General features: G+C 64.8%; 19 protein-coding genes. 5 read left to right on the forward strand and 14 right to left on the reverse strand.

All coding sequences use genetic code 11. The features are described from left to right. Positions 1-181: 181 nt before the first annotated feature. From G6N61_RS01020 to G6N61_RS01040, 5 genes are all read right to left on the reverse strand, one after another. Positions 182-1,675: a dihydrolipoyl dehydrogenase family protein gene (locus G6N61_RS01020; RefSeq protein WP_163916394.1), complete on the reverse strand. Its 1,494-nt coding sequence runs from the start codon at positions 1,673-1,675 to the stop codon at positions 182-184. Positions 1,676-1,696: 21 nt separating this feature from the next. Further along, positions 1,697-2,149 carry a VOC family protein gene (locus G6N61_RS01025; RefSeq protein ID WP_163916396.1) on the reverse strand — a complete coding sequence of 151 codons (453 nt, stop codon included), beginning with the start codon at positions 2,147-2,149 and terminating at the stop codon, positions 1,697-1,699. Positions 2,150-2,159: 10 nt separating this feature from the next. Further along, positions 2,160-3,026, reverse strand: coding sequence for a DUF427 domain-containing protein (locus tag G6N61_RS01030; RefSeq protein ID WP_163916614.1), 867 nt, complete (start codon positions 3,024-3,026; stop codon positions 2,160-2,162). Positions 3,027-3,221: 195 nt separating this feature from the next. Then, positions 3,222-4,688 carry a TetR/AcrR family transcriptional regulator gene (locus tag G6N61_RS01035; RefSeq protein WP_235887087.1) on the reverse strand — a complete coding sequence of 489 codons (1,467 nt, stop codon included), beginning with the start codon at positions 4,686-4,688 and terminating at the stop codon, positions 3,222-3,224. Positions 4,689-5,074: 386 nt separating this feature from the next. Continuing rightward, complete coding sequence (locus G6N61_RS01040; RefSeq protein ID WP_407666235.1) at positions 5,075-5,509, reverse strand: nitroreductase family deazaflavin-dependent oxidoreductase; 435 nt, start codon at positions 5,507-5,509, stop codon at positions 5,075-5,077. A 486-nt stretch (positions 5,510-5,995) separates the two neighbouring features. Between G6N61_RS01040 and G6N61_RS01045 the strand changes: the two genes are divergently transcribed. Next, complete coding sequence (locus G6N61_RS01045) at positions 5,996-6,676, forward strand: SDR family oxidoreductase (RefSeq protein WP_235887088.1); 681 nt, start codon at positions 5,996-5,998, stop codon at positions 6,674-6,676. Positions 6,677-6,937: 261 nt separating this feature from the next. On the opposite strand, the gene G6N61_RS31295 is transcribed toward G6N61_RS01045, so the two are convergent. Both G6N61_RS31295 and G6N61_RS01050 read right to left on the reverse strand, forming a co-directional pair. Next, positions 6,938-7,273 (reverse strand): SDR family NAD(P)-dependent oxidoreductase, encoded by a 336-nt coding sequence (locus G6N61_RS31295; RefSeq protein WP_407666236.1) that lies wholly within the window; start codon positions 7,271-7,273, stop codon positions 6,938-6,940. Beyond that, positions 7,167-7,655 carry an SDR family NAD(P)-dependent oxidoreductase gene (locus G6N61_RS01050; protein WP_163916398.1) on the reverse strand — a complete coding sequence of 163 codons (489 nt, stop codon included), beginning with the start codon at positions 7,653-7,655 and terminating at the stop codon, positions 7,167-7,169. Before G6N61_RS01050 ends, G6N61_RS31295 begins: the two co-directional genes overlap by 107 nt. 157 nt (positions 7,656-7,812) lie before the next feature. Between G6N61_RS01050 and G6N61_RS01055 the strand changes: the two genes are divergently transcribed. Beyond that, complete coding sequence (locus G6N61_RS01055) at positions 7,813-8,850, forward strand: methyltransferase (protein WP_235887089.1); 1,038 nt, start codon at positions 7,813-7,815, stop codon at positions 8,848-8,850. Positions 8,851-8,998: 148 nt separating this feature from the next. Here G6N61_RS01055 and G6N61_RS01060 read toward each other — a convergent pair whose 3' ends face one another. Continuing rightward, the gene (locus tag G6N61_RS01060) at positions 8,999-9,154 is read right to left on the reverse strand and encodes a hypothetical protein (protein WP_163916400.1); all 156 of its coding nucleotides are present in this window, start codon (positions 9,152-9,154) and stop codon (positions 8,999-9,001) included. 292 nt (positions 9,155-9,446) lie between these two features. Next, complete coding sequence (locus G6N61_RS01065) at positions 9,447-10,916, reverse strand: hypothetical protein (protein ID WP_163916403.1); 1,470 nt, start codon at positions 10,914-10,916, stop codon at positions 9,447-9,449. A gap of 849 nt (positions 10,917-11,765) precedes the next feature. Here G6N61_RS01065 and G6N61_RS01070 point away from each other — a divergent pair. Then, positions 11,766-12,032 (forward strand): hypothetical protein, encoded by a 267-nt coding sequence (locus G6N61_RS01070; protein ID WP_235887090.1) that lies wholly within the window; start codon positions 11,766-11,768, stop codon positions 12,030-12,032. Positions 12,033-12,672: 640 nt separating this feature from the next. Next, complete coding sequence (aroQ, locus tag G6N61_RS01075) at positions 12,673-13,251, forward strand: gamma subclass chorismate mutase AroQ (protein ID WP_163916406.1); 579 nt, start codon at positions 12,673-12,675, stop codon at positions 13,249-13,251. Between the two features lie 81 nt (positions 13,252-13,332). Here the strand turns inward: aroQ and G6N61_RS31210 are convergent, their stop codons facing one another. Beyond that, positions 13,333-13,821, reverse strand: coding sequence for a hypothetical protein (locus G6N61_RS31210; RefSeq protein WP_308215003.1), 489 nt, complete (start codon positions 13,819-13,821; stop codon positions 13,333-13,335). Between the two features lie 45 nt (positions 13,822-13,866). On the opposite strand from G6N61_RS31210, the gene G6N61_RS01080 reads away from it, so the two are divergent. Then, entirely contained in the window at positions 13,867-14,754 is an 888-nt protein-coding gene (locus G6N61_RS01080) for a cytochrome P450 (RefSeq protein ID WP_308215007.1), read from the forward strand. 60 nt (positions 14,755-14,814) lie between these two features. On the opposite strand, the gene G6N61_RS01085 is transcribed toward G6N61_RS01080, so the two are convergent. The 4 genes from G6N61_RS01085 to G6N61_RS01100 all read right to left on the reverse strand — a co-directional run bounded on the left by G6N61_RS01085 (position 14,815) and on the right by G6N61_RS01100 (position 18,134). Beyond that, entirely contained in the window at positions 14,815-16,173 is a 1,359-nt protein-coding gene (locus G6N61_RS01085) for a TetR/AcrR family transcriptional regulator (protein ID WP_163916409.1), read from the reverse strand. A 106-nt stretch (positions 16,174-16,279) separates the two neighbouring features. Next, positions 16,280-16,861, reverse strand: a complete 582-nt coding sequence (locus G6N61_RS01090) for a TMEM175 family protein (RefSeq protein ID WP_163916411.1) — start codon at positions 16,859-16,861, stop codon at positions 16,280-16,282. 155 nt (positions 16,862-17,016) lie between these two features. Next, positions 17,017-17,610 carry a chorismate mutase gene (locus G6N61_RS01095; protein ID WP_163916413.1) on the reverse strand — a complete coding sequence of 198 codons (594 nt, stop codon included), beginning with the start codon at positions 17,608-17,610 and terminating at the stop codon, positions 17,017-17,019. A 359-nt stretch (positions 17,611-17,969) separates the two neighbouring features. Next, positions 17,970-18,134 carry a hypothetical protein gene (locus tag G6N61_RS01100; RefSeq protein WP_170314444.1) on the reverse strand — a complete coding sequence of 55 codons (165 nt, stop codon included), beginning with the start codon at positions 18,132-18,134 and terminating at the stop codon, positions 17,970-17,972. Between the last annotated feature and the right edge of the window lie 250 nt (positions 18,135-18,384).

Here is an 18,384-nt window from a genome sequence, read left to right on the forward strand (position 1 = left end):
TGCTGCAGGGGTGTCGTCAAGATCGATACGCGTTGAGAAAGTATCGTCGACGGAAACATCCGTGAATATTGGTTGGTAACTCCCATTTACCATCTATGAGGCGCCGCCGAGAATCCGCAGTGCTGATCGCCGTCTGGCCGCAGCGATCGTGCTCGATCAGCCGTTCCGCCGGTTGCCTCAGCTAGCCGGCGTCAGTGGGTGTGTCACGGTAGGCCTCGAGTAGGCGCAGCCACACCTCGCTAACCGTGGGAAAGCACGGCACCGCATGCCAGAGCCGCTCGATGGGCACTCGCGCCGCAACGGCGATCGTCGCCGAATGGAGCATCTCGGCGACGCCGGGGCCGACAAATGTCGCGCCGTGCAGATATCCGTGTTCTTCGTCGACCACCATGCGGGCGCGTCCGCTGTAGCCATCGGCGAAGAAGTTGGCTCCCGGAACGGCTTGTCCCATGTCGACGTCGATCGTCCGAATTCGGTGCCCGTCACGTTCCGCCTGAGCGGCGGTGAGACCGACCGAACCCGCTTCAGGGTCGGTGAAGAACGCCTGCGGCACCGCGAGTTCGTCCGCCGTCGCGACATGGGCGCTCCAGCGACGCGTATCCGGTGTGCGCCCGTGCGCTCGCGCACCGATGACGGCACCCGCGATGCGGGCCTGGTATTTACCCTGATGCGTCAGCAGTGCGCGGTGGTTGACGTCTCCGAGCGCATAAAGCCAGTCGCCGTCGACACCGCGCGCCAGACACGTGCCGTCGACGTCGATCCACCCACCGGGCACGAGACCGACTGTGTCCAGACCGATGTCGGCGGTGTTGGGAATGCGCCCGGTGGCGAAGAGGATCTCATCGACCTCGATCTTCTCTCCGCTGTCGAGTACCACGCCCACCGGGCCGCTGGTCGTCGGACGATGCAGTTCGGTAACCGCCACTCCGCACCGTACGTCCACGCCCAGATCGGACAAACCGCGGCTGACGTATTCACCGACGAACGGTTCCATCCGGGGCAGCAGTCCGCGATCCCGTGACAGCAGGGTGACCTTGGATCCCAAACCCTGCCAGGCGGTGGCCATCTCGACACCGACCCCGCCCGCACCGACGACGGCCAGCCGTGGCGGAACGACACTGCTGTCGGTCGCCTTGCGGTTCGTCCACGGCTTCGCCTCGGCGACACCGGGGAGGTCGGGTACCGCGGCGGTGCTACCCGTGCAGACGATCACCGCGTGCCGGGCAGTCAAAGCGACAACGCGGTCATCGGAGGTGGTCACCACGACGCGGCGCGGCCCGTCGAGCCTTGCATGCCCTCTCAGGAGGTCGACTCCCATGCCGCCGACCGCTTCGGCCACTGGGCTGTCATCCCAGTTCGTCACGTATCGGTCGCGCCGGCCGAACACGCCCGCTGGGGCGATCGCACCGGTGACGGCTTCGCGTGCGCCGTCGACACGGCGCGCGTCGGCTACGGCGAGCACCGGGCGCAGCAGCGACTTGCTGGGCACACACCCCCAGTAGTTGCATTCCCCGCCCACCAGCTCGCGCTCGACGAGGGCAACGGTCAGTCCTTCGGCGTGTGTTCGGTCCGCCGCGTTGATTCCCACCGGCCCTCCACCGACCACGACGACGTCGTAGTTACGAGCCGTCTCTTCGCCCGGCCCAGCGCCCTCAATGGATTCCGACACGCTCATTGTCGCGACTTCCTCTCTTAGTCAGAGCTTCTCGTTGTTCGTTTGTACATCAGTTTGGTGACCCCGCTCCTGAAGCACCCAGCCGTTGCCGTCGGGATCGTCGAAGCGCGCGAAGCTGGCGTAGTCGGTTCGGCTGGCGTCTATCCCCGGTAGGTAGCCGCCCCGCCACCCCCCGTCGGCGTCCTTGTGGCTGATGTCGCTCACCTCAACGCCTCGGTCGAGGAGTTCCCGCCGCGTGGCGACCAGGTCGGTGACAACCAGACACAGGCCGCGCAGTGGCCCGCGGGCGACATCCAGTCCCACACCGAACTGGACGGACGTGGACGATCCCGGCGGCGTCAGCTGCACCACGCGAAAAGTCGGCGACGGCGCGTAGTCGACATCGAGGTCGAATCCTACGGCGTCACGGTAGAAGCGAAGTGACGCATCCGGATCGGCCACGTCGAGCATCACGACTTCGAGGAGTGCTCGCATTCGATTGTTCCTATGCCAAGCTGTCGTGCAGGATCTCGTCCGCATCGAGCCCGCGATCGAGTCCGTGTGCGATGACGGTCTGACCGGGCTCGAGGTGCAACTGCTGATCGTCGAGGAAGACGTCGATCTTGTCCGGCTCGAACGACACCAGATTACGCACCCTGTCCGCCTCGGTCCACGCGTTGGTATACGACCATGCCGACCGTCGACGTTCGCCGATGGTGTAGTAGCTCGCCAGGCCCTTGTATGGGCAGAAGGTCTGTCCCTCTGCGGGTTCCAGCGCGGACTGGTCTACGTCTTGTCGGTGTACGTACCAGCGCGGCGCGAACCCGGACTCGTAGAGCACGACCGGGCGATGGGTGTCGGCGATCACTCGATTTCCGTCACGCACCACCAGATGCCTCGAGGTCGAGCGGACGTCGATTCGATGGTAGGCGTCGGCGGCATGCCCGACGATGCGCTCGTCCTCTTCGTAGAAGGCGTCCATCGCCCGCCAGGCGAAGGCCACGCATCCCGCGAGAACCGAGGCATGAGCCGGCAGGGACCCGAACTCCCACGCCGCTCTCTTGACGTCTCGTGCCGCAGTCCGTGCATCGAACCACTTCACCACCCCCAGGTCGGGGTGTTCGGTGACGCGGTCCTCGTCGACGAGGACGTGCTGGGCGATGTCACGACGTGGAAAATACGCGACGGGATAGCGGCCGGGCTCGTGCAGGAGGATCACGTCCTGACTGTCGGCGACCCAAAGGTCGCCCAGCCGTACGCGCATTCGACGGCGCAGCGGCTCGACGAACAGTAAGCGCGGCATAGGTTCCGGGGTGAGGAAGTGGCCGACCGACTTCGCCGATATCGGTCCCTGCTGCCAGGCCAAGCCCATGGTCTTTCCTTCCATCCGCACCTCAGACGCCCTGGATCACGGCCGCGTCTGCGCCAGCTGCGCTTCGCGACGGAGCCGCATCAATAATATGGGTCTATACGCCCATTATTCTGGGCCATGTCCCCCAAATTGTCTACACCCGACTTAACTATGCAGTGCCTGCAGGCTTTTACTCCGGTGAGAACGACTGCGGTGCTACACCTTTTTCGATCGCGAACCGGGGCGACGCCGCCTGCCGGCCGTCGGCGCGAGGGCTGCGACGTAGTCGACGGTCGCGCCGACCGCCGTGCGGAACGGATCACCGGACCCGGCCACGTGGGTCACCATGGTGCCACCCTGGTGCGCGGCGACCAGCGCGACCGCGAGACGGCGGGGGTCGGCCTCGGACACCAGATCGCCGCGCTCACGCATGACCGACAGGCCGTCCTCGAAGACCGCCAGCCAGCGGTCGTACCCGGCGGCCAGAACATTCAGGGTCGCATCGTCGGCTTCGAGCAGCTCGCCGGTCAGCGATCCGTAGACGCACCCCCTGCTTGAATATTCCGGACCTGCTTGGGCCCGACACGAGTCCGCCCATGCACGCAGCGACCGGAGGCTGTCCAACCCGCCCAACTCGGGTTGACGGTGGAAGGCGATGACGAACTCGGTGCGCGCCGCGATGACGTGCCGGGTGAGATCCCGCCTGTCTGCGAAGTAGTGCGACATCTGCGACCCGCTCACACCGGCCACCGTGCGTACGTCATCGAGGCTGGTGCCTGCGACCCCGCGTTCGAACATCAATTCCGCGGCTCCCTCCACGATGCGGGCACGGGTGGCAAGACCCTTCTCGGTGAACCGGGGCCCGCCATCGGCGACGACGACCGTGCCGGCGCCTCGCCTCCGCCGAGTCCGGCGGAGCGGACGAGGGGTGCGTTCGGCGGCATCGGTGGCGAACAGGCGCAGATAGTCGACCACGAAGCGAGTGACGTCGGCCAGGGGCCAATCGTCACGAAAGGCGTTGGCGAGCACTCCGGCGCCCTGGTGAAGGCTGACCACCGTCCAGGCGAGTTGTCGCGGTTCTGCCGACTTGACGATCACGCCGCGGCTCTTCATCCTCGCGAACGAATCCTCCAAGAGGGTGACCCAGCGCAGGTATCCACTGGCAAAGATCTCACGGGTGGCCTCGTCGTACCTGGCCAGCTGGCCGACGAGTACGTGATAGGTAGCAGTACCCCGGTGACCGATCCTGCGCAGATGCCGAACGTTGAGATCGCTCCAGCGCTCCCACTCCTCGAAGGTGTCGAGACCGCCCAGCTGTGGCTGCCGATGAAAATCCAGCACGCGCTCGATTCGTCGTTCCACCACAGCTCGAACCAGCTCCTGCCGATCCGCGAAGTAGTGCGACATCTGCGACCCGCTCACCGAGGCCTCCGCACGCACTCTGTCCACGCTGAATCCCATCAGACCTTCCGCAAGCAGGACAGCGGCCGCCGAATGCAGAATCCGCTCTCGCGTGGCGAGCCCCTTGGCGGTGAAGACTCGAGATTCAGACGCCTCCGCCGTCACCGTTTGCGCAAAGTTTGGCATGTGTGCAAAAGATACCCCGCTGGCGTGTTCTTGGGGCGAGAATCCCATTTCGAAGTGCGAATCAGATGAGAGGAGCTCGACAAGCGCCGGGTTCATCGCATGGACCTCGAACCGAAATCCACGAAGAGGGGTTCTTCGCTCACGGAACCATCCCGTGTTCCATGCACCCTCGGGGTTCGGTGAGCGGGTCGGTTGGCAGGCGTCGGTTTGATCGTGGTATCCGGCTTCGGCCTTCGGCGACTCCCCCAGTGGACGCTTCGAGGGCACCGTGAGACTCGAGCCTGGAACGTCCGCGCGACGATCAGAACACCGTGCTCGGTGAGCACGCGGCAGATCGGGGCGACCCCGAAGCGATCACCTGTTCTCGACAAATGAACGCGCACCTTCACCGGTCAGCGCCGGTAGCGCGGGAGCTCTCCCGCATAAACAAAAGCACGTTGCTGCGAGGCTGATTTCGACGTGGCTTCCCGTCGTCGTGCCCATTAGTCGGCCGGTTCGAGCACAAACACGGGGATCTGCCGCGCCGCCTTCTCCGCGTAATCCTCATATGGTCCGAAGGCTTGCACGGCTCGACCCCACCAAAGGCTTCGCTCCTCACCAACGATCTCGCGAGCCATGAAGTTGCCGATCGTCATCCCATCCTGCAGCTGCACAGCAGGATTAGCCTTGAAGTTGTGATACCACGCCGGCGGCGTTGCATATCCGCCCTTCGATGCGACGGCCGCATAATGACCGTTGTGTTCGACTCGCATCAGCGGAATACGTCTGGGCTGGCCAGTCTTCGCGCCCCGGACGGTCACGACGATGACTTGCTTTTCCTCCCCGTCGACAGTCAAAGCCAAGCTGTCCGTCGTCCCCGAACAATTCAACTTCTCGAGCTCCTGGTTTTGAGCGTAGATCCAGCCTTCGTCGGGCAACACCGTCAGGTCTACGCCGGCTGGCGATGCTTTCGACTGCGCTCCAGTCTCTTTCACGAAGAAGAGGATATGGACGCATCATCACGTGGTCGAGGGATAGCGCCCGGGGTTTCGATGTGAGAAACGTGAAGGCTTGTCGATCTAGATGTTTTCAGGCGACCTCCATTCCGGTTGATTCAGCCGGCTCGGGTGGTTGCCCTACGGGGTGATGTCGGTGGAGTGTTTGAGAGGTTTGCCTTTGCGGAAGATTGCCCGGCGCCAGATCGCCCCAGGGACGGTGCGCCCGCTTTCACTCCGATCGACTAAGGCTCATCCGTAAGTTCCGATCATTCGCCCAGACGGCTGGAGGGTGCCGTATATTTGGGTCGTATCACCCAGTGACTGACTCAATCATCTGCGAGTCAGTCCGATCAAGTAGAGACCGCTACATCCGAGGAGCCTCCATTGGGAACTGAGAATTCACTGCATGGCAACAGAGTCCTCGTCGTGGGACGCCCGAGCGGTATCGCCCGAGCTGTCGCCTTGCTCGCGCGCTCCGAGGGAGCCGAGGTGATCGTCGCCGGCCGCAACAAGGCCGCCCTCGAGCAGGCGTACGACGACCCTGGTATCACTGCCGACGTCGTGGACGTCAGCGATGACGAGTCGATTGCCGAGCTGGCGAGGCGGGTCGGAAGCCTCGACCACGTCGTATCGACGGTGTCGGCCCGCGCCCGTGGCACTCTCGCCGCTCTGGAACGGGCGAGTCTCGCACAATCCCTGGACACCAAGGTGCTGGGTCCGCTCATGCTCGCTAAAGCACTTGCACCTCGGATGAATTTGGGCGGCTCCCTGGTTCTGTTCTCGGGTGTCAACGCCTTCAAGGTCAACGTCGGATATCTCGGCGTGGCCATCACGAACGGTGCTGTGGACTACCTCACCCGCTCACTGGCGGTGGAACTGGCCCCCCTTCGCGTCAACGCGGTCTCGCCCGGTGTGATCGACACGGGAGCGTGGGACGCCCTGGGCGAGGAGGGCAAGCAGGAGTTCTTCGCCCACACCGGCTCCACCAATCCGGCCGGCCGGATCGGAACGGTCGACGACGTCGCGCACGCCGTGCTCTTCGCCATGACCAACAGCTTCATGACGGGCATGACGTTGAAGGTCGACGGCGGCGAACCGCTGGTCTAGTTGGCAAGCCCTGCCCGGCTCCACCGGTTACGCGAGTGCGATGAGCGCGTGTCCGAGCAGCATCCGCGCGAGTGCTGTGCGCTCCGACGATCGAGCAACGCCGCTCGACTCAGGTCGAGCTGGCGGCGTTGCGGCGTCGATCGGAGACGAGCATCTGCATCAGGAGCCGGCCCACCAGTCGATCCGGCACGAATCTGGCGATAATCGCCGCGGCGATTGCGTCACGGCCGACCAAGTAGCGTGTGCGGGGTCGCCGCACGGTCAACGCCGTGCCAATGATCTTCGCGACCGCACAGGGTTCCAAGCCGGTGTGCCGGACAATCCTGGTGGTGTGTGCGATCGCAGTCCTGAGCATTGCGCCGTAGCGCAACGCAACTTCCGGCGACCCATCACGGTAGACCTGCTCGAAGTCTGGGTGGTCTTGTACATCAGCGGCGTCTTGATGCCCCCTGGCTCGACCGTCACGACGCCGATTCCCTGCTGGTGCAGCTCACGCCGCAGGACGCCGTTCATCCCCTCCAATGCGAATTTCGACGTCACGTAGAGGCCGGTCATCGGTGTGGCGAGTAACCCCGAGATCGAGCCGACGTTGACGATGCGACCACGGCCCGCTCGCAATTCGCCAATGAACGCCTGCGTCACCGCCAATTTGACCGACCACGTTCACATCGAGCTGTTGGCGGACGTCCTGCGCCGACACGTACTCCAGCGGCCTGCTACGGGTGATTCCCGCGTTGTTCACCAGCCCGACCAACGGCTGATCGCCTACCTGGACGCTGGCTGCTTCGATCTGTTCTGGATCGGTGACGTCAAGACGCATCGTGGTGAGCCCACGCCCACGCAGGCGCTCGGCATCCTCCTCGCGGCGCACGCCCGCGAAGACCGCGAAGCCCAGATCATGCAAGTGCAAGGCTGTTGCTTCCCCAATCCGGGTGGAGGCACCCGTGATTACAACTCGCCCGCGCTTGCCGTTCGTCATAACGAGGTTAAGGAGCCGCATCCCCAAAAAGGTTCACGCGCTTGGGGTTACTGTGATCGAGCACTCTCGGTGCGGGGTTGGTAGCGTGTAGGACGCGGCCGCGCATAGTGGTATCTCGAAACAAGCTTTCCCCCAACGAGTTCGGAGAATAGATATCTTGAGTGAGCATCGCTTCGCTTCGGCCGACAGTGTTGACGCGCATGGCCAGATGAGGTCGATGATGTTCGGTCACATGGTCAGCCAGACGGTTCGGGCCGCGGCTGACCTATCCCTGGCTGATCACCTCGACACGGCGAGGCTCACGGCAAGAGAGGTTGCCGATCGGGAGAACAGCGCACCGCAAACCACGTTTCGTTTGATGCGCGCGTGTGTCGCGCTGGGTCTGCTCACAGCTGACGCCGATGGCCGGTTCGCGAGCACCCCGCTGTTGGCCACATTGAAGACGGATGAGCCGGACTCGATGAGGGGCCTGGCTTTGGCGACCACGCTGCCTGCTCAATGGCTTCCCTGGAGTGAATTCATCACTTCGGTCCGCACGGGTAAGAATCAGGCTGGCGCCGCTCTGGGCATGGACTTCTTCGAATACCTGGAGCAGCACCCGGATCAGGCACGCGATTTCTCCGCCGGATTAAGTAGCACAACGGCCCTGTGGGCAGCGGATGCCGCCAGGGCTATCGATACGACTAACACGGAGTTGGCGGTCGACGTCGGCGGTGCCACTGGCTCGTTGTTGTCGCTGTTGCAGGACGCGAACCCGACGTTGCGCGGAATCGTCTTCGACCGGCCGAACATCATCACAGACGCCGCGGCAGAGATAGCCCGCAGGGGTTTGAGTGAACGCACCGAAGTGATCGGTGGCGACTTCTTCGAATCGGTACCGCCGGCTGACTTATACCTGTTGAAGTTCATCCTGCACGACTGGGATGACGACTCATGCGTCACGATTCTCAACAGGTGCCGAGAAGCAATGGCTCCCGGCGGCAGGATCGCGATCGTGGAGATGGTCGTGGGTGAGGTCACCGACCCGGGCCTGGGCGCCGTGATCGACATGAACATGCTGGCGGCAACGACAGGCCAGGAACGTTCACTCGACGAGTACGACGCACTGCTAGCCGCGGCGGGCCTCAGTCGTATCGCCCTACACGTCACGCAATCGCCGCAAAGCGTGATCGAAGCAGCCGCCGCCTCGCGTTGATGACCAGCGCGGATGGTGGGTCCCCAGTAGTGAATCCACCCGGTCATGGAGTCGGGTTGGTGTGATCCGTTCTCAGTTGATGCTGCAGGCCACCGGGGTGTGGGTGCAGCTTCATGCGGCGGCGTACTCGGCCGGCGTAACACCGGATTCAGCAGCGACTCGCGGGTGTGCTCGTCGAGGCGGTCTCGACGGCGCAGCCGTCGACGGTGGAATTGAACTGGAAGTCGGTCGCCCACAACACCTTCGACGCATCGGCCATCACCGACGGCACCCAGGACACCCCGGCCCGCTTACGCGGCGACACGACCCTCACCCGTAGACCCTCTTCACGCCACAACCGGCGTATCGCTCGGGGTCCGCCCGTCGGGCAGACGACGGTAAGTGGAGCGGGCGAGCCCAACAGCTCTGCAGGCCAACCGTTCCGGCGGCGGCGAACCGCTGGTCTAGTCGGCAGGCCCTGCCCACCGGTCACGCGAGTGCGACGCGCGGGTCCGAGCAGCATCCGCGCGAGTGCTGTGTGCTCCGACGACAGAACAACGTCGCTCGACTCAGGTCGAGCGACGTTGCTCTATCGGCCTCACCGGCAAGCGGTCTCGCTACTCGTCGCCCTTCGATTGTGCGCTCGTAGCCGAGTTGTCGTTACCGGCCTTCGCCGAATCCCGCCCGGCCGACCGGGGGTGGCTGGGCGCGCCCTCGCCCGTACCGGTGGTCGCGTGACTGCCGGATTGCGCCTTCTCGCCGCCCTCCGTCTTCCCGCCGTGGCCCGGCTTCACACCGGTCCCCGCTTTCGTGTCGGTGCCGGCGTGGTCGGCCGTACCCGCGCTGCCGGCACCCGACTTGACGCTCGAGTCCGAAGCGCTGCCACTGGCGGGCTTGGTGTCGGTACCCGTCTGATCTGTTGCACCGGACTGGTCGCTCGGCTCGGCCTTCGTGCCGGGGCGGGTCTGCTCGTCGTCACCCGGCTTGGCGTCGGTCGGGCCGCTCGTCGATTCGGAGCTCGACGGACCCGCATCGGCGGCGTTGGGTGCATCTGCGGCGGGGGTGGTGGGGAGCGCGGCAGCCTGCTCCGATCCGCCGGCTGCGGTGCCGGTCGGCCCGGACGACGTCGGGTGCGTGTCGACGCTCGGCGGTGCATCACCCACGCTGCCGTCACGGGATGAGAGCGTCACCGTAATCGGGTTGGTCGAGGGCAGCTCGTTGACCGAGGTGGACGGCAACTCCCTACCCGACAGTTGTGTCAAGGCCTCGATCTTCGCGACAGCGGGTGGCTTCAGCGCGTCGGCGATCAGTTTCTGCAGGCTCTGTAGAGCGGGCACCGCGCCGGCCAGTGTCGCGACAATCTGACCTCCGTCCACCGCCAGCGAGAATGGCGTCAGCAATCCGCCTGCGAACAACGGAATCGACTGTCCGAGACCGGTGTCGATGACACTCGACAGGTCAGGACCGTACCCTCCGTTCAGCAGGCCGTCGACCACGACGCCGGGTGCCGCCACGATGGCATTCAGGACACCCTCCGGCGAACCGGCTTGGGCGGCGTCGATGATGTGTTGCGTTGCGGCTGCGCCCGCGGCGATCGTGGTGATGACGGGTCCGATTAGTCCGCCCAAGGCGACTGCCAGATTGGATGGGGCCAACCCGGAGTAACCCTGGTTGAGCACCTTGAGGACGTTGACGACGTTCTGCAGGGGGTTCGCCGCAATGGTCGCGAGCGGCCCGAGTTGGTCGATCGCGGTGACCAGGGTCTGCAGCGGATTCGCAACCCCTTCGATGGCCGAACCCAGCAGCCCGGTCAGCGGATAGATCGCGGCGAACCCTGTAAGCAGTAGGTTGTTCACGGCGGATTCGACATCGATGTCTCCGACTCCACTGGCCGCGTTCTGGAATACGGACACCGGCGATCCCACGCCGGCGCCGAGCCGGTCGAGTGCTCCCAGAGCCGCGGTGAACGGCGAGTCCGTCGGCACGCCAGCAGATATCGACGCCGACTGGGCCGCGGCGCCGTGCGCGAGGCGCGTCGAGATCAGCTTGAGGATGTCCTGTAGCGCGGCGATCTGGTTGTTCCGCACCGCTGTGAGGATGGGAGCCGGCCCGTTCGCAGCCGCCCTCTGTAGAACCTCCTGGAGATTCGCGGCCGTGTCATGGAAAAGTCGGGTGTAGACGTCGAGCGGCGCAACCGCGCTCGACAATTGGACGGATGCCTGTTCGATCGCGCTCTCCGCTGAAGGCACTCCGACGGGAGTGATGGCGATGACGCTCGCCGCAACGAGGGCGATGCCGGCGGTCGCATGTGGGCGGATGACAGCGAGCATTGACGGATCCTTCGACGAATGATGTGCCCAAGGGCAGGAGCGGAACTTACCGCGGCGTAACATACCGCGACTTCGTGCAAACGGAAGCCGCGAGATTCTCGGTGAAGACATCCCGATCAGTGGCAAACGCCAACGATTTAAGGGCATTTCATGGGATCCCGGTCCCCCATTCGTCTGACACCCTGGTGTTATTCGCCTTGAGAATTCGACCGGTCACCGTTGCTTATGGGCTACTCGCGTCACCAGCTTCCGGCTATTGCGCGAGCCTGTGATCGGAAAGCGTCGCGGCGTCGCCGCACGTCGCCGCCGTGAATGTGTCGAAGGCGTAGTGCTGGGTCCACCCGCAACTATTCGAATGGTCGACATGAGTGGATTCGATGGCCTGCAGCGGATGCAGCTGCACGTGCTCGATCACCCGTGGCCAACCGAATGGCCGCGGACGCACGCGTCTGAAAACGATCAATCCGGATCCGCTACCCAGGCGGGAGGATCGGAACTCTGTTAAAGTGGGTTTGATAACCCAATACGCGGGTCGCGGACGTGAAGGATCGCGACGAGCCCGCCAATCGACAGAAGAAGGGAGATGCGCCCTTGAACGTCAGGCGCTTGAACCGCACAACGCTCAAAGTCGTCGGCGGGCTTGCATCGATCACCGCCGCCATCGCCATCGCGGGCTGCGGCGACACCCAACACAACGAGCCCACCACCTCGACAACGCCGACGACGTCGTCACCCGCGCCAGCACCATCCAGCGCGCCTACCTCGCCGACCGAGAAGTCCCTCGATCCCAGCGGGGGCAATCTGTTCACCCCGCAGGTGATCGCCCCGCCGGCGCCGACCGAACCTCCGGGTGTGCACCGCCACAAGGACTGACGATCAGAACCGAATCATCAAGTCACCCCGTTCCTCACGAAGGAGGATCCCGATAATGAAGACTCCTCGCTTTTCATGGCGAACCGTCGCCGTGGGTGGAGCCGCCGCCGCAACGGTGTTGTCGCTCGCGGCCTGCGGTGGCGGCGGCACTCCCTCGCCGTCGACCACACCGTCTACGACCACGACATCCCCGACGAGCACGTCACCCGCCCCCACCGAGAAGAGCCTGGATCCACACGGCGGTAACCTGTTCACCCCTCCGGTCCATGCGACGCCTGCTCCCAATATCCAGGGCGGCCAGCACCCCGGGATCAACGGCATCCCCTGAGGGATCCCGTCCACCGGTAACGATCCCAGGGACCGTCCGTCCCCGACGACTGTCGGTTCGACCGGCGCCGCGACGGGTTTGGCGCCTCGCGCGATCGAGATCGCTCATCACCGCGATTGGCGACACGGTTGCCTCCGCGGGCACCGGTCCGGCATAACGGAGTGATCGCCTTCCGCTCCACGGCGATTGGGCTTGTCCCCCGTCCTGCCGACATCGACAGCGCCACCTGCAGATACGGGCCGCGGCACAAAGGATGTCGGCGAAACCACACGGGCTCGTTAACCGCGAACAGCGAATGAAGGGCGTGCGTTCATGACACTGGAAAGCAGCCGACGCGGGTGGTTGGGATTCCCACGCCTCAAGCGAAGCAACGACATCGAGCCTCGCGATGACTTGCAGATACCGAATCGCTTTCTCGGCGTGGTGGACCTGGCGGGGCAACGGCTCCAGACCGCCCATCCGATTGCGGCGTGGAAGTACCGGTCCGGCGGATCCGTCGACGACCCCGAACGCGAACAGCAGGTGATCGCGTCGGTCACGGAGCGGGCCGTCGCGCGCGATGTAGAGCCCGGGTATGTAGCCGATGTCTTCCGGGATCAGATCGACGCGAATGTCGCACTCCAGCATGCCCTGTTCGCGCGCTGGCGACTGGACGACTGCGAGCCGGCTGATTGCGACGGCGGCCTACCCGTGTGGCGGAACATCGTCGACACTGTGAACCGAGCCATGCTCGATCAGGTCGTTCGGAACTGGGACAGACTGCAGTGCAATAGCTTTCGGCATGAGATAGACGAGGCGCTGGGCATCGTCGGCCGGGCGCGCGGACTTGATTCTATCCAAGTGGTCGCGTTGACCTACGCCACCCGGAGATACTGCCGAACCAGCGTGTGAGCTTGTGATCCGGGAGTGCGCCGGAGGGCTCCGAGCTTTGGGGCGTGACGGTGACCGTGAATCATTCGGCGAGAGAACGATTCACATTCTCGTCATCAGTCGACGTTCACCCGGCCCCAAGGCACCCTGGGCCGTGGCGAACGTTCCCGCTACCCAACGGCCGGCGCGCTCCCGCAGCTCACCGCAGCGGATTCGACAGTCCGCAACGCCGGAGTAATCGCTCACCAGACCAGAGGAGAACCTCTCATGCCGATGGCGTCCACGATCGACGACATCGCCCGCCGACTTGTTGAACCGCGGTTCTATGCCGACGAGCGCGCCTTCCACGAGGGAATGACGCAGCTGCGCGAGCACGCACCCGTCGTCCACGTGGACGCCCGCCCCGGGGTCAATCCGTTCTGGGCGGTTACTCGGCACGCCGACGTACTCGCCGTCGAGCGTGACGACGCGCTCTGGGTCAACAGAGCCCGCAGCGTCCTCACGAACGCAGACCTGGAAGCCAAGTTGCGCGATCTGCGGGGAACGCAATACGGCGTGCGCAACCTCGTGCACATGGATGGTGACTACCACCGGGCGATGAGGGCCATCGGCGCGTCGTGGTTTCGGCCGAAGGTGATGCGCGACCTCAAAGTTCGGATCGGCGAGCTGGCCAGACGTCACGTGGATTCGATGGCGAGCAACGGTCCCGACTGCGAGTTCGTCGGCGAGGTCGCACTGGCCTTCCCCGGCTACGTCATTTTGTCGCTGCTCGGCCTGCCGGAGGCCGACTACCCGGCCTTGCTGCGCTGGACGCAGGAACTGTTCGGAGTCAGCGACGACGATTCCCGCCGCGGCAACTCCGCCGTCGACATGGTCGACGTGATCGCCGACTTCAACGCTTACTTCACCGACGTGACCGCGCGGCGGCGCGAATCTCCCACCGACGATCTCGGCTCCGCAATCGCCAACGCACGCATCGACGATCGACTTCTCACCGACCACGAGGCAACGGGTTATTACCAGATCATCGCAGCTGCCGGGCACGATACGACGAAGGCGTGCCTGTCGGGCGGCCTGCTCGCGCTGATCGAACACCCCGATGAGCTCCGGCGACTTCAGGACGATCCGAGCCTGCTGCCCTCGGCGGTCGAGGAGATCATCAGGTGGACGACGCCCGTCAAGACGTTCATGCGAACTGCGACCGCCGATACGGTGTTGGGCGGCGTCCCGCTCGACGCCGGCACGGCGGTCGCGATGATCTACCCCGCAGCCAACCGCGACCCCGCCGTTTTCCCCTCCCCAATGACTTTCGATGTTGCGCGAACACCCAACCGGCATCTGGGATTCGGTGCCGGCGCTCACTTCTGTCTCGGTGCGGCGCTTGCCCGTCTGGAGATCACGGCCTTCTTCGAGGAACTCATCCCCCGACTGGAGTCGATCGAGCTCGCCGGCGAGCCGGCCTATTTACCCACGGTCTTCATCGGCGGTCTCAAGCGTCTACCCGTCCGCTGCCGCATCCGGTGACCGACGCGGTGGCGCGCCGTCGCCCACCGGGTCATGCGCGCTGCGTACGGTTGCGCCGAATCACCGCAGTGCGGATGACCGTCGGGGAGTGGCTGGCGCAGACCCTCGTGTCGAGGACGGGGTGAAGGAGGCGACGTACTCCAACACGGCATCGACGGCGGCGGTGAAGGGTTCGGCTGAGCCGGTGATGTGCGTCAGAAGCGTGCCGCCCTGATGTGCGGCGACGAGCGCTACGGCGAGATGATCGGGATCTACTTCCGACGTCAGCTCGCCACGACCGGCCATCGCCGAAAGCCCTGCGCGGAACAACGCCAGCCATTCGTCGTATCCGGCGGCCAGGTCGTCGAGCACGTCGTCGTCGGACTCGAGCAGCTCGCCCGACAGCGACCCGAACACGCAACCGTTGCGGAGGTAGTTGTCACCGGCCTGCGCCCAGCACAGATCAGCCCAGCGGCGTAACGAGCTGAGGTCGTCCAATCCATTCAACTGCGGCTGCCGGTGGAAGTCGACGACGAACGCGGCGCGCGCGGCGATCACCTGACGCACGAGGTCGCGCTTGTCGGCGAAGTAGTGCGAGATCTGCGACCCACTCACTCCGACCGACTGGCGCACGTCGTCCAAGCTGGTTCCGGTGACACCGCGCTCGAGGAACAGTTCAGCGGCCCCCTCGACGATCCGCGCTCGTGTGGCGAGGCCCTTCCGGGTGAACGGCGCCTCCGGAGAGCTCGAGGGTCGCGCGACCCGCGGGCGGGGGCGCGAGCGGCGGGCCCGTCGTGGCGCGCGCTCCTCGGGATCCCGCGCGAATAGGCGGACGTAATTGACCACGGCTCGGGTCACTTCGACCAGCGGCCAGTCCCGCCGGTAGGTGAACGCCAGCACGCCCGCACCCTGGTGCAGGGCGACCACCGTCCAGGCGAGCCGGCGCGGATCGGCGGATTTCACCAACGCGCCGGAGCTTCTCATTCTGTGGAACGAGTCCTCGAGCAGGTTGACCCAGCGCCCGTAACCGTCGGCGAAGGTTCTCCGCATGTCGTCGTCACTCTTGGCGAGTTGACCCGCCAAGACGTGGTAGGTGGTCGTACCGCGGTAACCGATACGCCGCAGATAGCGCACGTTTAGGTCGGCCCACGCCTCCCATTCTTCGAACGTGTCGAGACCGCCGAGCTTGGGCTGACGGTGGAAGTCGAGCACTCCGTCGATCTGACGGGCGACGACTGATCGGATCAAGTCCTGGCGGTCGTGAAAGTAGTGGTCGAGTTGGGAGCCACTCACAGACGCCGCCTGACGCACCTTGTCCAAGCTGAACGTCGACAGGCCGCCCTGCAGCAAGACGTCTGCCGCCGCCCGCAGGATCCGATCTCTGGTGGCGTGGCCCTTGGGTGTGAATCCTCGTGTACTGGAGGCATCCGCGGTGGTCATCTCGTCGGTTAAGATACTCCGCCGCGTCGACTTCGGTGTGGCACCCGCCGACGCTGCCGGCCACTGAGCGGCGTTCAGACTCGATCGGACGTGCCACCTGCGCCCGCTACCGGTGCGCTCGTCCGCCGCGTTCCGGTGTCCTCGCCCCAGGCAGGTCGGGGCGTGTATAGCACGCCAGGCACACGCAGATCAGAACGATCGCGACGACCGGCCACTTGAGCGCCAGAAGGGCCGACACGACGAACACGCCGATCGTGATGAACGAGCGCATGGTGAGCATGCGCTGCATCAACTCAGAGGCGCTTTCATTGGCCGGCCGATCGACAACCTCCCAGCACAACGCCAGGTAGGTGGCGTTCACGATCACGAACAGCGCAGCGTAGAGGGCGACCGGCGCCGCCGCGAGGCGACTCTCAGCGACCCACTCCGTGGTGAACGGGATGAGCGAGACTGAGAAAAGGTGCACGAAGTTCGACCACAGCAATTGCGGCGTCGCCTCGTCCGCGAAGCCGAACAGATGATGGTGGTTGATCCAGACCACGGCGATGAACAGGTAACTGATGGCGTAGCTCAGGCCAGTCGGCCACAGCGGCACCAGCGCCTCGAAGGTAACCTCCTCGGGCGGCTTCATCTCCAGGACCAGAATCGTGATGAGCACGGCGAAGACGCCATCGGAGAAGAGGCTCACCCGCTCCAGTCCAGGCGATCGCGCAACCACTCAGACCCACCCCCGTCGCGCAATCGTTTGACCGGCGCCGTCAGGAAGGTCGCCGCTCGACCTCGAAGGCACTAGGCGCCCGACACCGATCACCGCGCGCTGAGTGCAGACACGACTCGTCGCCCTCACCGGAGTGGACCCCCTTGACAGTAATCGTGCACGGCGAAATGGAGAGCGCGCGCGTACAGCTCGTCGAGCTGTTTCGCGGCGACTGCCGCCTTTTCGGCTTTCGCGAGGTCGGACGGGCACGACGCTGCGTGCAGAGCGTCGCCCGCGTCGGCCATGTCCTCCACCATCGCCTCGTTGAGCCGGTCGATGTCGTTCCGTAAGGAGGACAGATCAGGGGCGTCCCGCGGCACGGACGCGGGATCGATCTTCCACTGCGCGAATCTGCTGTGCTCGAGTGAGTCGGTGGCGTCGATCTGATCGCGGAACACCCGATGCACGAACTCGGCGTCGACCTGATGCGCTGTCGCGGCTGCGGTGACCGCATCGATCACCGCATCCTCCCGCGCGGGATCGTCGACAGCACCGCCGGTGTGAAACTTCGACGCGGCAACCGGGTCGGCTGTTTGAAGACGCTCAGCGGCGTGGGTGACCAGTCGGGCGAGCGGGCTCGGCTCGTCGGCCGCGGCGATCGAGGCGCTCGCCGTCAGGGAAACCGTCGTGGCAAGGCACGAGACGATGACACGACGGACGACTCGGGATGGCGATGACATGACTGCGCGGTACCTCCGGGGATCGAGATCGACTGCGGAAAACGATTATGTGGTCGCCACCTCATTCGGTCCCTGAGCGTGCCGAACGACTCCGATTCATCTTCGTGACCGCATCGTGGCCGCCACCGTAGTAGAGCCGCCGGCATCCGCTCGTGATGTCGAGTGAGGGGGCGCCGGCTGTGGTGCGCACGCGACGACGAGTCGACATTGTGGGCCACACGACCCATTCTGCACCATCATCGTCCAGCTTCGCTAGAAAACCCCGGAACACGTTGGCAGCAGCTGGTGCGCCATGAGGGCGCTGCATACGACTAGAGGCCTCCGAAGGAGGCCTCTAGTCGTGGCTTGTGCGGCGTAGCTCAGGCGTGGGGCGTGGTATCCACGTGGGGCACGTACACCGACGGGCTGGTGATGTCATTCACCCACAGGTGGTGACCGAGGTCGGCCTGGGCGGGGGTGGCGAACCCGAGGACTCCTGCAGTGAGAGCGGACGCGATCAGCGACGCAATTCCGAACTTCCTCATGGCGATTCTCCTTGTCTCTTCGAACCCGTCGTCCGCGATGGCCGACGTTTCGATGTGGCGATCGGGCGGAATTCCGCAACCGATCTGCTAATGGTAGCACCACCGCGTTAACATTAATTCCCCGATAACCGTGACGGTGGACACGTTCGTTGGCCCGCCGGATTGCGCGCGAGTCTCAGCCATCGCCGGGCGTTGAGCACGTCCCCCAAAATGCACGCACCCGAGTCGCTGGAGTGCCACGACTCGGCAC

This window comes from Mycolicibacterium arabiense (genome assembly GCF_010731815.2).
GTDB classification, from domain to species: domain Bacteria; phylum Actinomycetota; class Actinomycetes; order Mycobacteriales; family Mycobacteriaceae; genus Mycobacterium; species Mycobacterium arabiense.

What these genes read in the sequence shown, in the direction of transcription:
- G6N61_RS01100 (WP_170314444.1), bottom strand. Translation starts at nt 18,134, where the DNA reads ATGAGGAAGTTCGGAATTGCGTCGCTGATCGCGTCCGCTCTCACTGCA.
- G6N61_RS01085 (WP_163916409.1), bottom strand. Translation starts at nt 16,173, where the DNA reads ATGACCACCGCGGATGCCTCCAGTACACGAGGATTCACACCCAAGGGC.
- G6N61_RS01050 (WP_163916398.1), bottom strand. Translation starts at nt 7,655, where the DNA reads ATGACGAACGGCAAGCGCGGGCGAGTTGTAATCACGGGTGCCTCCACC.
- G6N61_RS01030 (WP_163916614.1), bottom strand. Translation starts at nt 3,026, where the DNA reads ATGGGCTTGGCCTGGCAGCAGGGACCGATATCGGCGAAGTCGGTCGGC.
- G6N61_RS01035 (WP_235887087.1), bottom strand. Translation starts at nt 4,688, where the DNA reads ATGAACCCGGCGCTTGTCGAGCTCCTCTCATCTGATTCGCACTTCGAA.
- G6N61_RS01020 (WP_163916394.1), bottom strand. Translation starts at nt 1,675, where the DNA reads ATGAGCGTGTCGGAATCCATTGAGGGCGCTGGGCCGGGCGAAGAGACG.
- G6N61_RS01025 (WP_163916396.1), bottom strand. Translation starts at nt 2,149, where the DNA reads ATGCGAGCACTCCTCGAAGTCGTGATGCTCGACGTGGCCGATCCGGAT.
- G6N61_RS01080 (WP_308215007.1), top strand. Translation starts at nt 13,867, where the DNA reads ATGCGCGACCTCAAAGTTCGGATCGGCGAGCTGGCCAGACGTCACGTG.
- aroQ (WP_163916406.1), top strand. Translation starts at nt 12,673, where the DNA reads ATGACACTGGAAAGCAGCCGACGCGGGTGGTTGGGATTCCCACGCCTC.
- G6N61_RS01095 (WP_163916413.1), bottom strand. Translation starts at nt 17,610, where the DNA reads ATGTCATCGCCATCCCGAGTCGTCCGTCGTGTCATCGTCTCGTGCCTT.